14 protein-coding genes are annotated in these 12,177 nt (G+C 71.7%); 6 read left to right on the forward strand and 8 right to left on the reverse strand.

Annotated elements, in window-relative coordinates; translation table 11 throughout:
* Nucleotides 1-3: 3 nt before the first annotated feature.
* From K6T36_RS14205 to K6T36_RS14215, 3 genes are all read right to left on the reverse strand, one after another.
* Complete coding sequence (locus K6T36_RS14205) at nucleotides 4-1,197, reverse strand: NAD(P)/FAD-dependent oxidoreductase (protein WP_222921852.1); 1,194 nt, start codon at nucleotides 1,195-1,197, stop codon at nucleotides 4-6.
* Complete coding sequence (locus K6T36_RS14210) at nucleotides 1,197-1,964, reverse strand: creatininase family protein (RefSeq protein ID WP_222921853.1); 768 nt, start codon at nucleotides 1,962-1,964, stop codon at nucleotides 1,197-1,199. The genes K6T36_RS14205 and K6T36_RS14210 overlap by 1 nt, the downstream gene beginning before the upstream one ends.
* Before the next feature lie 84 nt (nucleotides 1,965-2,048).
* A complete protein-coding gene (locus K6T36_RS14215; RefSeq protein WP_222921854.1) occupies nucleotides 2,049-2,855 on the reverse strand; it encodes a DUF7388 family protein in 807 nt (268 codons plus the stop codon).
* 251 nt (nucleotides 2,856-3,106) lie between these two features.
* Here K6T36_RS14215 and K6T36_RS14220 point away from each other — a divergent pair, with 251 nt between their 5' ends.
* The gene (locus K6T36_RS14220) at nucleotides 3,107-3,271 is read left to right on the forward strand and encodes a hypothetical protein (protein WP_222921855.1); all 165 of its coding nucleotides are present in this window, start codon (nucleotides 3,107-3,109) and stop codon (nucleotides 3,269-3,271) included.
* A gap of 40 nt (nucleotides 3,272-3,311) precedes the next feature.
* Complete coding sequence (locus tag K6T36_RS14225) at nucleotides 3,312-3,452, forward strand: hypothetical protein (protein WP_222607232.1); 141 nt, start codon at nucleotides 3,312-3,314, stop codon at nucleotides 3,450-3,452.
* Nucleotides 3,453-3,482: 30 nt separating this feature from the next.
* On the opposite strand, the gene K6T36_RS14230 is transcribed toward K6T36_RS14225, so the two are convergent.
* A complete protein-coding gene (locus K6T36_RS14230; protein ID WP_222921856.1) occupies nucleotides 3,483-4,082 on the reverse strand; it encodes an NUDIX hydrolase in 600 nt (199 codons plus the stop codon).
* A gap of 101 nt (nucleotides 4,083-4,183) precedes the next feature.
* On the reverse strand, nucleotides 4,184-5,299 hold the full coding sequence (locus K6T36_RS14235) for a glycosyltransferase family protein (protein WP_222921857.1): 1,116 nt from the start codon (nucleotides 5,297-5,299) through the stop codon (nucleotides 4,184-4,186).
* Nucleotides 5,300-5,589: 290 nt separating this feature from the next.
* Between K6T36_RS14235 and K6T36_RS14240 the strand changes: the two genes are divergently transcribed.
* From K6T36_RS14240 to K6T36_RS14250, 3 genes are read left to right on the forward strand one after another with little or no spacing between them, the layout of a single operon-like run.
* Nucleotides 5,590-5,817, forward strand: coding sequence for a DUF3311 domain-containing protein (locus K6T36_RS14240; RefSeq protein WP_222607235.1), 228 nt, complete (start codon nucleotides 5,590-5,592; stop codon nucleotides 5,815-5,817).
* Complete coding sequence (locus K6T36_RS14245; RefSeq protein WP_222921858.1) at nucleotides 5,810-7,288, forward strand: sodium:solute symporter family protein; 1,479 nt, start codon at nucleotides 5,810-5,812, stop codon at nucleotides 7,286-7,288. Before K6T36_RS14240 ends, K6T36_RS14245 begins: the two co-directional genes overlap by 8 nt.
* 46 nt (nucleotides 7,289-7,334) lie before the next feature.
* Nucleotides 7,335-8,270, forward strand: coding sequence for an HFX_2341 family transcriptional regulator (locus K6T36_RS14250; protein WP_222921859.1), 936 nt, complete (start codon nucleotides 7,335-7,337; stop codon nucleotides 8,268-8,270).
* 95 nt (nucleotides 8,271-8,365) lie between these two features.
* Here K6T36_RS14250 and K6T36_RS14255 read toward each other — a convergent pair whose 3' ends face one another.
* The 3 genes from K6T36_RS14255 to K6T36_RS14265 form a co-directional block, all read right to left on the reverse strand.
* Nucleotides 8,366-9,259, reverse strand: coding sequence for a carbohydrate ABC transporter permease (locus K6T36_RS14255; RefSeq protein WP_222921860.1), 894 nt, complete (start codon nucleotides 9,257-9,259; stop codon nucleotides 8,366-8,368).
* Between the two features lie 74 nt (nucleotides 9,260-9,333).
* On the reverse strand, nucleotides 9,334-10,425 hold the full coding sequence (locus tag K6T36_RS14260) for a hypothetical protein (RefSeq protein WP_222921861.1): 1,092 nt from the start codon (nucleotides 10,423-10,425) through the stop codon (nucleotides 9,334-9,336).
* A gap of 55 nt (nucleotides 10,426-10,480) precedes the next feature.
* Nucleotides 10,481-11,242: a DUF1405 domain-containing protein gene (locus K6T36_RS14265; protein ID WP_222921862.1), complete on the reverse strand. Its 762-nt coding sequence runs from the start codon at nucleotides 11,240-11,242 to the stop codon at nucleotides 10,481-10,483.
* Nucleotides 11,243-11,463: 221 nt separating this feature from the next.
* Between K6T36_RS14265 and K6T36_RS14270 the strand changes: the two genes are divergently transcribed.
* Nucleotides 11,464-12,174, forward strand: coding sequence for a DUF1405 domain-containing protein (locus K6T36_RS14270; protein ID WP_222921863.1), 711 nt, complete (start codon nucleotides 11,464-11,466; stop codon nucleotides 12,172-12,174).
* Nucleotides 12,175-12,177: the final 3 nt, after the last annotated feature.

Here is a 12,177-nt window from a genome sequence, read left to right on the forward strand (position 1 = left end):
CGGTCAGCTCCGGTTCTCCGCCCCGTCGTCCGTCTCGACGGCCATCCCCTCGCTTATCTCGAACTCCTCGTCGCCGTCGAAGCGACCGGGGTCGAACTGCGCGATTCCCCCTCCCTCGCCGAGCACCTGCCCTGCGATCGCCTCTCCCGTCGCCGGCGCGCGCATGAACCCGTGGCCCTGCCAGCCGGCGGCGACGAGGACGCCGTCGGCGACCTCGCCGAGCAGCGGGTCGCCGTCTGGCGTCGCCGTGCACAGGCCGGCCCACGCCCGCTCCACGTCGGGGTCGTGGCCCGCACGCTCGCGCAGCGTCTCGCTCACGTCCGCGAGGAACCAGTCGTCGGCGTCGCGGTCCCAGTCGTCCGGGTCGGCCTCGACCGGGACGGTGCCGTCGCCCGCGAGCAGGCCCGTCGGGTGCGGGCGCGCGTACACGCCCGCCGAGGCGTCGTACCACATCGGACCGTCGAAGGACCGCGCCGAGACGACCGCCTGCACGCGGTAGGGTTTGAGCGGGACCGCGACCCCGGCGTCCGCCAGCAGTTGCTTGGTGTGCGCGCCCGCGGCGACGACGACCGCGTCGAAGCGGCGCGTGACGGGCGCCTCGCTCGCGACGGCCACGCCCGGTGGCGCCGTCGACACCGCGACCGGGCTGTCCGTTCGGATCTCGGCGCCCGCCGAGGCGGCGAGGTCGGCGACCGTCGTCACGTAGCTCCCCGGGTCCGTCCAGCCGGCGTTGCGCGCGACGGCCGCGACGGCGACATCCCCGGTCCGGAGGCTCGGGAACCGTTCTCCCAGTTCGTCGCCGTCGACGGTCTCCACCTCGCGGCCGTGGACGCGCATCCGCTCTGCGGCGCCGCGGACCGCCTCCGCGAGGTCGTCGTCGCCCTCGCGCGCGAGCATCACGTACGGACACTCCGTGAACGAGAAGTCGCCGGTGCCCGAGAGAGCCCGAAAGCGCTCCAGCGCGCGGGCGCCGAGCTCGGCGTCGATGTCCTCGGCGTAGGCGTCGTAGAGGACGCCCGCGGCCCGGCCCGAGGCGCCCGACGCGACCTCCCCCTTGTCGAACAGCGTCACGTCCGCGCCGGCGACCGCCAGGTCGTGCGCCGCGGTGACGCCGACGGCGCCGGCGCCGACGACCGCCACGCGCACGCCGTCGCCGGCAGCCGAGTCGGCACCGGTGTCCGGGTCGCGCCCGGCCATCAGCGGTGCGGCTCCGGGGTGAGCGCGTCGAACGGCTGCTCGGCCAGCCAGCCGACGAGCGCGTCGAGTTCGCCCGTCGCCTGCTCGAACAGCTTCCGTCCCTTCTCGGCGGTCCCCTCGGTGGGCGTTCCGACGGCGCCCGACTCGGAGAAGTCGGCGGTGTCGAAGCCGACGGCGGCGCCGTGAACCGACTTCCCCCAGGAGTCGGCCGCGCCGGCTTCCGCCTCCTCCAGGAGGGCCTCGCGCACGAGGTCGCCGGCGAGGTGGGCGACCATGCTCGTCTCCATCGCGTCGGCGTGGCCGATGCCCGACGCCCCGAACAGCTCCTCGTCGAGCCCGGCGAGGCTCGACCACCAGTTCCACGGCGCGGCGTACGCGATCCGGTCGCCGCGGAGGCGCCGGGCGGCCCGACGGAGCGCGTCGCTGTTCCCCCCGTGGCCGTTACAGAACACGAGCTTGCGGACGCCGTGGCTCGCGACGGAGGCGGCGATCTCGCCGACGTAGTCCTCGAACGTCTCGGGCTCGGCCCACAACGTCCCGTCGAACTGGCGGTGGTGTGCGGACACGCCGACCGGCACGGTCGGCAACACGACCGCGTCGTCGCGGTCGATCCCGCGGGCGACGGCCTCGGCCGCGAGGAAGTCGGTTCCCAGCGGGAGGGCCGGGCCGTGCTGTTCGACCGAACCGGTCGGGAGGATCGCCACCTCGACGCGGTCGTCGAACGCCTCGCCCGCGCTCGTCGTCGTCTCCTCGTGGAGCAGTCGCATACCGGCCGGTCCGCGTGCGGGAAGGTAGGCGTTCGGGTGGCGGGTGCGTCGACCGCGACTCGGGCGCGTCGCGGGCGTCGTGTCCTACCGAAGCGCGTCGACGCCGGTCGCCGGGTAGCCGACGACGTGGTCGACGCCGACGGCCTTCAGTTCGCGCACGCGCTCGCCGATCGTCTCGGGGTCGCCCACGAGCGCGAAGTCGCGCACCGCCGCCGAGAGCACCTCGCGGGCGCGTCCCGTGGCGGCGGCGTCGGTCTCGGCGCCCTCGGGGAGCGCCTCGCGGACGGGCCTGCGGCGGGCGGCGTAGTCGCCGACGGCGTCGAGCACGGCGTCCTCGTCGTCGGTCGGAACGACAGGGGCGTACAGGGCCACCTCGCCGTCGAAGCCGGCCGCCCGCAGTCCGCGCACGTCCCGCTCGGTCGTCCGCGAGAGCAGGTCGTACTGGACGCCGCCGGCCGCGAGCGCGAGGCGCTCGACGCCCTCGGTGCCGACCCACGGCGTGCCGCCGGCCTCGCGAACCGCGGCCGCGGCGTCGCCGAGGCGGGGCGCGACCGCGCGCTTGCGCTCGGTCTCAGAGAGGTACGCGCCGTGGCCCGCGACGAGCACGCGCTTGGCGGCCTCGGGGAGTGTCTCGACCAGGGAGTCGTCGCCGCGGGGGTCGAAGCCGTCGGCGCGGACGGGCGTCGTCACGCGGAGGTCGACCGACTCCGCGAGGGCGGCGAGCGCGTCGGCGTCCGGTAGCGCCTCGCGTCCCTCGTAGTCGAGACACACCAGGTCGACAGGGAGGTCGACCGCGGCGGACACGTCGCACTCGGTCGGCTTGAGCGCGACCCCGTCGAGGTTCGTTCGGGCGACGACGCTGTCGGCGGCTTCGGATGCGGTGAGCTTCATGTGAGAGAGACGGTCGGGTGATCGGTGATCGGTCGAGGCGTCGAGCGGTCGGATCCGGATGTCGGTGTCGATGCCGGCGTCGGTGTCGGCGTCGCCGACACCGTCGGTGGAGAACTAGAACGGTCGCGGAACGCGATCCATCGCCTGTGCGGCCATACTACCGGTGAACACGCTCGCGGGAATAAGCGTGGTGTTCTCGTCAGAATCGGCGAGGCCGGGGATTCTTGTTCCAGGGCGAACACGAACGCGATATGTCCGACGCGGGCGGCGCCGACAGGGGGCCGATCGTCACGAGCGGCGAGCGGTCGATCACTGACCGGTTCGGGAGCGTCGACGGCTGGGTGAAGGCGTCGATCGCGCTCGCGGGCGTCCTCGTGCTGTTCTTTCTCGCGCTCGTGGTCGTGAGCTACGTCTGAGCGGCGCCGACTACTTGTAGAACCACAGCCTACCGGCGGTGTGGACCTCAGTAACCTCTCGGTGGGCACCGAGGACGGCGGCCGGAGCGTCGTCCAGTCGAGCCGCGTCGTTTCCATCCTGGTGCTGGCCGGCGCGTTGGGGCTGTTCTTTCTCGCGCTCGTCGTCCTCAGTTACGTGTGAGCGCGGCTCCGCGGGTCTCACCGCCCGCGCTCACACCGGCAGGTCGGCGTCCGGGTCGACGACGCGGTCGACCTCCGCGGGCATCTCCCAGTCGGTGAGCAGTTCGAGCAGTTGCACGAGCATTCGGCCGGTCGCCCCCCAGACCGTGTACCCGTCGACGTGGAAGAAGTGCAGGCGGACCTCCCCGTAGTGGGGGTGGTCGCGGCGCTCGGACTCGTAGTTCTCGCGGGCGGTCAGCTCCGAGACGGGGAGGATCGCGATCTCGGCGACCTCGTCGTCGCTGGGGACGTACGTCCGGTCGGGCGCGGTGCCGACGAACGGCGTGACCGCGTACTCGGAGACGGTTTGGATGTCGTCGATGCGGCCGACGACCTCGACCTCCTCGGGCCGCAGGCCGATCTCCTCGTCGGCCTCGCGCAACGCCGTCGACGTGAGGTCCGGGTCGTGCGACTCGACGCCGCCGCCGGGGAAGCTCATCTGCCCGGGGTGGCTCCCGAGGTGGTCCGCACGCTTCGTGAAGAGGACGTGCGGCGCGCCGCCCCGGTCGACGATCGGCGCCAGCACCGCCGCGCGCCGCTCGGCGTCCGTCACCTCGACGGGGGCGTACCGACGAACGCGCTCGAAGTCCATACCCCCTATGCAGGCCCGTCCGGCTTCAACCGTGCGGTCGTGTCGGAGGCGACGACCGGCCGCCGTCGCCCGAACACGTTCCGTGGTCGTCGGCCGTCACGTCACTCGCCGGTCACGTCGCCGTTCGCCGCGTCGCGCGCGTCCGCCTTCGCGGCGGCGGCCACGTCGTCCGGCGATAGCGCGACCTCGTCCCACGGCGGCAGCCGCGTGTCCGGCCCGGGTGCCGCGATCGACTCGGCGTACGTCCGAACCTGGTCGCGCTCGCCGCCGCGGTCGTAGGAGAGCCCGTTGAACGCGGCGTCGGCGGCGTAGCGGTTGACGTACGACTCGGCGACCGTGCGATACGCCTCGGGCAGCGCGTCGTAGTCGGGGTCGACGCCGTGCTCCTCGGCGGCGCGCATCAGCGCCGCGCCGACCGACCGGCTCATGTCCGAGAGCCCGGTCGGGCCCGAGACCGCGCGGTGGTCGTGTTCGTAGCTGCCGAGGTCGACCTGCGCGGCGCCGTCGACCCCGACCGCGTCGTAGGCGGCCGCGAGCGTCCCGACCTCCAGCCCCCAGGTGCGCTGGACGGGCATCGCGGCGACCACGTCGCCGGTCGCGGCGAACTCGCCGGCGAGCGCGTACCGGAACGCGGCCATGTACTCAAGGAACTCCGAGTCGGGGTGGGCCTCCCGCAGCGCGCGCACCAGCGGGGTGTAGAACAGCCGGAAGAGCCGCCCGTACAGCTGTCCGTTCTCGACGCGGGCGTAGTATCCCTTCGAGAAGTCGAACCCGTTCGCCAGCGGGAACAGCAGCCGCCGGACGTAGTCCCCCGAGTAGGACTTCGTGTCGGCGTCGTGGACGACGACGTACTCCTCCTCCAGTGCGCGCCCCAGGGCCAGCCACACGTCCCGACCCTTCCCGCGCTCGCCGTCGAGTCCGGCGTCCGCGAGCAGATCCGCCATGCGGGGGCCGTCACACCACAGCGTCTCCAGCGGGAGGTCGAAGCCGTCGAGCCACTCGCGGAAGGCGCCGACCCGCTCGGCGGGCGCCCGGAGGGGGACGACCACCCGCGCGGGCTCCAGCGCCTCCAGCTCCGAGAGCACGCGCTCGGCGGCGAGGCCGGCGTACTCCCGCTCGGTCATCGGCACGACGACGGCCGCGCGGTCGGCGGGCGCGTCGGGCGCCCCCTCGCCGAACGCGTGGAGCGTGGCGACGCGCTCCTGCACGTATTCCATCCCGTGAACGCAGGGGGGCGCGGCGAATAAATCCGGGGATGCCGGGCGCGTCGACGGGGAACCCGTTCGGTGTCGTCGCGGGCCCACCGGAGTGAACCGGGGGGTCCGAACCGAATCGAACCGGATGGAACCGGGACGGACCGATTCGAGTCGGTCGGACGCGTCCGGGTTCGGCGATTGAAACGGTTACGGAACCGGGATCGGTGTATCGAAGAAATATTCTCTTCGAACATGCTAACGGAGCGACGATCTGATAACATTCATGGTGTATGAATTACTACCACCAGGTGATGACGCGAACTCGAAGTGACGCGCTGTGGATCGCGGCGTTCGGGCTGCTGGTCGCGTTCGCCGTCCCGTGGTTCCTCTGGGGCGACGCGACGGTCGTCGCGGGGCTGCCGCTGTGGCTGTGGTGGCACGTCGGCTGGATGGCGCTTGCGAGCGTGGTCTTCGCCGCGTTCGCGCGCGGCGGGGCGTGGGACCGCGGCGTCGACGCGGAGGTGATCCGCCGTGGCTGATCTGGGCGTCTCGCTGGGCGTCGTCGTGGGGTATCTGCTGATCGCGCTCGCGATCGGCGTGGTGGCGTACCGGCTCACCGACCGCACGGCCGAGGACTACTACCTCGCGTCGCGGTCGGTCGGAACGGTCGTGTTGCTGTTCACGACATTCGCGACGCTGCTGTCGGCGTTCACGTTCTTCGGGGGACCGAACCTCGCGTTCTCGGCGGGACCGGAGTGGATCCTCGTGATGGGGCTGATGGACGGCATCCTGTTCGCGCTGCTGTGGTACGCGATCGGCTACAAGCAGTGGCTCGTCGGGAAGGCCCACGGCTACGTGACGCTCGGCGAGATGCTCGGGGACCGCTTCGACTCGACGGCGCTGCGGGGGCTCGTCGCCGGCGTGAGCCTGCTGTGGCTGTTCCCGTACGTGATGCTCCAGCAGATCGGCGCCGGGCAGGCGCTCGTGGGGCTGACCGACGGCGTCGTCCCCTACTGGGCCGGCGCGGCGCTGATCACGGTGTTCATGGTCGCGTACGTCGGCCTCTCGGGCCTGCGCGGCGTCGCCTGGACGGACACGCTCCAGGGCGTGTTCATGCTCGGCGTGATCTGGCTCGCGGTCGCGTGGATCGCGACCACCGAGGGCGGCGTCTCGGCGCTGACCGCCGGGATGACCGACTCCGCCCCGGAGTTCGCGGCGCTGGGGGGCGGGCTGTACTCGCCGCAGTGGATGATCGCGCAGGCGGTCGTCATCGCCTTCGGCGTCGCGGCGTTCCCGCAGGTGAACCAGCGGTTCTTCATGGCCGACCGCGTCGAGACGCTCAAGCGCTCGTTCGCGCTGTGGCCGGTGCTGGTCCTCCTGCTGTTCGTTCCGGCGTTCCTGCTCGGGTCGTGGGCGGTCGGGCTCGGGATCGAGGTGCCCGACGGGAGCAACGTCCTCCCGCTGCTGTTGAACGAGTACACGCCCGCGTGGTTCGCGGCGCTGGTGATCGCCGGCGCGCTCGCGGCGATGATGTCCTCGTCGGACTCGATGCTGCTGTCGGGGTCGTCGTACTTCACGCGCGACCTCTACCGGCCGCTCGTCGCCCCGGACGCGAGCGAGGCCCGCGAGGGGTGGGTCGCCCGCGTCGGCGTCGCCGGCTTCGCGGGGTCGACGTTCCTCGCGTCGCTGCTCGTCGGCGGCGGCGGGGGGCTGGACGTGCTCGTCACGCTCGGGGACACGGCATTCGGCGGCTACGCTCAGCTCACGATCCCGCTGCTCCTCGCGCTGTACTGGGGCGGGACGACCCGTAACGGGATGATCGCCGGCGTCGTGAGCGCCGAGCTGGTGTACCTCGCGCACGTGTTCCTTCCGCTGCCGGCGACGTACCTCACGTGGGACTTCGCGCTGTGGTGCATGCTGCTGTCGCTGGTCGTGACGGTCGCGGTGTCGACGGTGACGGCACCCGCGCCCGCGGCCAACGCCGAGAAGTTCGGCGTCGGCGCCGACTGATCCGCGCCACGGCACGCTTTTCCCGTCACCCGATCACGGTCCGATCATGCAGACGCACGTCGTCCCGGTCGGCTTCGACTACGACCGGCTCATCGCGCCGCTGGTTCGCGACCAGTTCGACGTGGACCGGGTCGTCCTCCTGGAAGGTGCGGTGGGGAGCGAGGCCAACGTCGAGTACTCCCGGAACCTCTCACAGAAGCTGGAGACGGACTTCCGGAACCTGCTGGGCGCGGAGACCGAGCGCGTCGAGATAGCCGACGTGTACGACTACGACGCCGCCTTCGAGCAGGCGTACGACCTGATCAACACCGAACTCGACGCCGACCGGGAGGTGTGGGTCAACGTCTCCTCGATGCCCCGCCCCGTCTCGTTCGCGTTCGCGACCGCCGCCCACTCGGTCACGCTGGAGCGGCAGGCCGACCGCGACCGCATCCACACTTACTACACGGCCCCCGAGAAGTACCTGGAGACCGAGTTGGCCGAGGAGCTCCGGGCGAACCGCGACCTCCTGGGGGACCTGCTCGACGGCGTCGGCGACGACGCGGCGGAGGTCGCCGGCGTCGACGCCGACCGGCTCCGCGAGCGCCTGTCGACGGCGACGGACCTGCTCGCGGAGTTCGACGAGCGCGGGACGACCATCGGCGCCAAGGAGGTCGACGGGAAGCACATCATCGAGCTGCCGGTCGCGTCGTTCTCGAACGTGAAGCCCTTCGAGGAGGTGATCCTCTACAAGCTCGGCGAGGACGGCGAGTTCGAGTCGGTGAGCGAGCTCGCGAAGGCGCTGGCCGCGGAGTTGAACGAGGAGTACACCGACTCGTTCCGCTCGAAGGTGATCTACAACGTCGACCGCCTCGGCCCCGGCGGGAAGGGGTACATCGAGCAGGAGTCACACGGGAAGTCCTACCGGACGCGCCTCTCGCGGATCGGGGAGCTGTGGGTGCGCGCGCACGCCGCGGAGGACGCGACCGACTACGACTGGTGACCCCCGCCTCGCCGACGGCCGGCGACCCCTGACAGATCGACGGCTCTTGACCGACCGGCGACCCCAGGTGCCGACCGACCGATCGGTCGCGCCGGCTACCTGTACCCGGTGGTCAGCCCGGCGACGATGTGGTCGTCGGCAAGCGCCAGCAGGAGGATAACCGGGAGGAGCGCGGTCACCGCGGCCGCGGCGGCGAACGACGCGTCCGCCGGGGCGAGCCCGCGAAGCGGGGGAACGATCGGCGCCCAGTCACCCGGGTCGCCGTTCGTCATCAGCAGCGAGAAGAAGAACTCGGTGTACACCTGGAGGAACGTCAACACGGCCGCGGTCGCGATCCCCGGGCGCGACAGCGGAACGATCACCCGGACGAGCGCGCCGAGCCGCGTCGTCCCCTCGACGCGCGCGGCGTCCTCGAGGGTGTCCGGGATCCGGTCGAAGAACGTCGTCAACACGAAGATGGCCAGCGGCATCGTCAGCCCCGTCAGGGGGACGCCGGGCCCGGCAGGGGTGTTGAAGAGATCCGGGCTCGTCAGGGTGACCCCGAACGCCGACCAGGAGAGCGCCCCCGAGAGCAGCCGAAACAGCGGGATGACGAACGCCACCGGCGGGAAGTACGCGACACAGAGCGTGATCAGCAGCAACACCCGTTTTCCGGGGAACTCCAGCCGACCGAAGGCGTACCCCGCGAGGGCGGCGACGACGACCACGACGACGGTCGTGCTCCCGGCGATGACGAGGCTGTTGAACACGTACCTGAGGAACTCCGCCGCGGCGACCGCGAGGTAGTTCGCCGGGGTCGCCGCGGCGGGAACGAGCGCGGGGGACGTCCCCGTCGGCGTCACGGAGACGACCAGCAGCCAGTAGAGGGGAAACAGGGCGAACAGCAGGAAGAAGCCGGTCGCGACCACGAACAGGAGTCGGTAGACGGCGGTCGGATACCGGATCGCGTTGTCGGTCGCGCGTGCGATCCGACCGTCGTCCGTCGCCATTGGTCGCCCGTGCGCGAGACGACGGATAACGGTTTACCTTCCGAGGGCGACGCCCCAGGCTTCGGGTCCCGACCTCAGAACTCGAAGCCGCGCGGGGCGGCCGCGGGGGCCAGCGGCGTCGCCGGAAGCCGGTCGGGCACGTCGGGGTCGTTGAACACGCGGGGGGCCACGTCGTTCGGCGCGTCCGGGTAGAACACCGACGCGAGCGCGTGCAGTTGGTCGCGGCCGACGCCCAGCTCGAACTGCCCGCCGCCGTACAGCGTCACGTCGCGCTCGCGGGCCCACTCGATCGTGTCCGACAGCGATTCCAGCGTCCCGAACCGCGAGGGCTTGACGTTCAGCCACTCCGGTTCCCACGGCAGGGCCTCGACGCTCTCGACGCCGTCGATCGGGTAGTCCCACGAGACGCGGTGCTCCTCGCCCTCGAAGACGTGCCGGGTCTCGTCGGTGATCGCGGGATCCTCGATCACCGCGTTCGGGAACGACTCCAGCACCCATTCGTAGAACTCCGGGTCCGGCTCCTGGTCGACCTCCGTCCCCTCGTACAGCCCCTTCAGGTCGAGCACGCGAACCTGTTCGGTCGGGAGGTCGTCGACGACGGCGTCGGTCCAGTCGTCGGTGGGATCGAGCTTGAACCCGATTCCGGGGACACGCTCGGCGATGGCGGTCACGCGGTCCGCAGTGGGTGGCTCGCCCAGTCGGGTCGACGCCGCGAACGTGACGGGGGCCGCCTCGCGCCCGAGGATGCTCGCGAGGTCGGTGTCGGCCTGCCGGAGCGCGAGATCCATCGCCGCCGACTCGACGGCCCAGCGGCGGTAGGGGTAGCCCGTCTTCCGCTCGGGCTCGCCGACCGGGAAGAGGTCCACGTCGTCGAGGTGTCGGGAGAACTCCCGGAACGTCCACTCGCCGGCGAACGCCGCCTCGAACCCGAGGCCGTCGACGGTCGTCCGCGGGTCGCGCTCGGGATCCGCGAACAGCGCGTCGTGATCCGGCGCGTCGTAGGTCACGTCCTCGCCCCGGCCGAGCTCCCCGCCGCCGCGCAGCCGAAACGTCGTGCTCACGCGCTCGAATCCCGAGGATGTGTCGCTGGCGCGACGCCGGAGCGCCACCGACTCGATCGTCAGCGGGAGGTCGGCGATCGCGCGAAAGAGTGTGGGTGTGCTCACGGTCGAATTCTCTCCCCCGCGGGGGATAGTCCTTACTCGCCGGGGGCGGCCGCCGTCACCGGGACGAGAGCGCGCCGGCCTCCAGCAGCTTCACCCGCGTCGCCAGCGCGAGGAACGTCGCCGTGAGCGTGAGGACCACTGCGCCGGCAGCGGCGATCTCGTGGGTCGGCGACGGGTGGGTGAAGCCGACGCCCGACTCGAGCAGCACCTGCCCGGGCATGAGCGTGTGGTGGGGCGTCCCGGCGACGGGGACGAAGTAGTCGACCACGTCGTTGAGGCCGTACCACGCGACGGCGACGGCGACCGCGCGCACCGGGAACCCCGAGATCCGGTAGAGGAGGAACCCCTCGACGGTCATCGCGAGGTGCGAGAACAGCAGGAACAGGTACATCGGAAGCGGGTTGGCGGCCGTGAAGCCGTCGGCGAACGCCAGGAGGACGAACGGCGTCCACAGCCCGAGCTTCCAGCAGCCGAAGAAGGCCAGCGCGTTCACGTACTCGTTCGACCGCCCCAGCGCCCACAGCCCCAGCGCGAGCGCGATGAACAGCGTCGCCACCGGCGAGTCGGGGACGAAGACCCACATGCTCGGGGGCGTCCCGGCGAGCTGCCAGGTGATCAGCGGGTCCGACAGCGGCAGCGGGTGGACGCCGTAGTACCAGAAGCCGAAGGCGGTGCCGACGAGGTTGATCGCGACGACGACCCACGCGATCCGGAGGCCGACGTTCTCGACCGCCCGCGGGAGCGGCGCGACGTACCACGGGAGGTCCGGGCGCTCGGGGAGTCCGTCGTCGTCGGTCAGGTCGGCGAGGAGGCTCATTCGGGTGTGGCGTGTGGTGGCGCGTCGCCGGCTTAGCCGTGGCGATGATCGATACGGACCCGACGCACCGGTCGTCGTGGTCCCCGTCGTCGCCGCCGGCCCTCCGCCGGTCGACCCGTCGCGGACACCCGCCCGTGTCCCGTGAGGTATCGAGGGAGTCTCCCGAGTGGTTCCGAACCACGCGCCGTTAAGCCGTGGGCGGACGAAGCAGGCGACAACCCGTGGCCGACGACACCGCGACCCGAAACCCGCTTCCCGAGTCGCTGGCGGAGTTCTACCTCACGACGCCGTTCACGCTGGGGCTGTTGCTGCTCGTCAACGCGCTCGCGTTCCTCGTCGGCGTCCGCTACTACGTCGAGACGATGCCCGCGGTGGCGACGTGGCTGTGGCCGCTGTACGGCGACTCGCCGACGGCGATCGCGCTCGCCACGCTCGTGCTCGCGGCGCTGGTCCCGTTCGCCGGCCGCCGGCTGTCGTCGGTTCCCCGAACCACCCTGCTGTCGGTGTTGTCGACGCTCGCGGTCGTCTGGCTGGTCAAGACCGGGCTGTGGACGTTCCTCGCGCTGAACGTGCCGTTCGTCCGGCCGGATCTCCCCGCCGACCTGTACGTCGGCTTCGACGCCGACTCGCTGTGGGCGTACTGGGGCATCCTCGCCACGCACGCGGCCTTCCTCGCGGAGGCGCTGTTGATCGCCCGCGTCGGCCGAACGTCGAGGCCGGTGCTTGGCGGCGTCGCGGTCCTCGCGCTCGCGAACGATCTCTTCGATTACGGCTTCCTTCTCGGGCTCCCGCTGTCGAACCATCCGCCGGTCCGCTATGAGCCCGGCTGGACGCTCGCGCTGGGGAGCCTCGCCGCGACGGTCGTCGCGGTCGCGGTCGCGGCGACCGTCCTGCCGTCGATCGACGGCGGGCGTCGCCGACGCGGTGCTTAAATA

Source organism: Halobaculum roseum (assembly GCF_019880245.1).
Lineage (GTDB): Archaea > Halobacteriota > Halobacteria > Halobacteriales > Haloferacaceae > Halobaculum > Halobaculum roseum.

Coding starts and splice junctions, on each gene's coding strand:
- K6T36_RS14255 (WP_222921860.1), bottom strand. CDS start 9,259: ATGGCGACGGACGACGGTCGGATCGCACGCGCGACCGACAACGCGATC.
- K6T36_RS14210 (WP_222921853.1), bottom strand. CDS start 1,964: ATGCGACTGCTCCACGAGGAGACGACGACGAGCGCGGGCGAGGCGTTC.
- K6T36_RS14235 (WP_222921857.1), bottom strand. CDS start 5,299: ATGGAATACGTGCAGGAGCGCGTCGCCACGCTCCACGCGTTCGGCGAG.
- K6T36_RS14220 (WP_222921855.1), top strand. CDS start 3,107: ATGTCCGACGCGGGCGGCGCCGACAGGGGGCCGATCGTCACGAGCGGC.
- K6T36_RS14250 (WP_222921859.1), top strand. CDS start 7,335: ATGCAGACGCACGTCGTCCCGGTCGGCTTCGACTACGACCGGCTCATC.
- K6T36_RS14205 (WP_222921852.1), bottom strand. CDS start 1,197: ATGGCCGGGCGCGACCCGGACACCGGTGCCGACTCGGCTGCCGGCGAC.
- K6T36_RS14215 (WP_222921854.1), bottom strand. CDS start 2,855: ATGAAGCTCACCGCATCCGAAGCCGCCGACAGCGTCGTCGCCCGAACG.
- K6T36_RS14265 (WP_222921862.1), bottom strand. CDS start 11,242: ATGAGCCTCCTCGCCGACCTGACCGACGACGACGGACTCCCCGAGCGC.
- K6T36_RS14240 (WP_222607235.1), top strand. CDS start 5,590: ATGACGCGAACTCGAAGTGACGCGCTGTGGATCGCGGCGTTCGGGCTG.
- K6T36_RS14230 (WP_222921856.1), bottom strand. CDS start 4,082: ATGGACTTCGAGCGCGTTCGTCGGTACGCCCCCGTCGAGGTGACGGAC.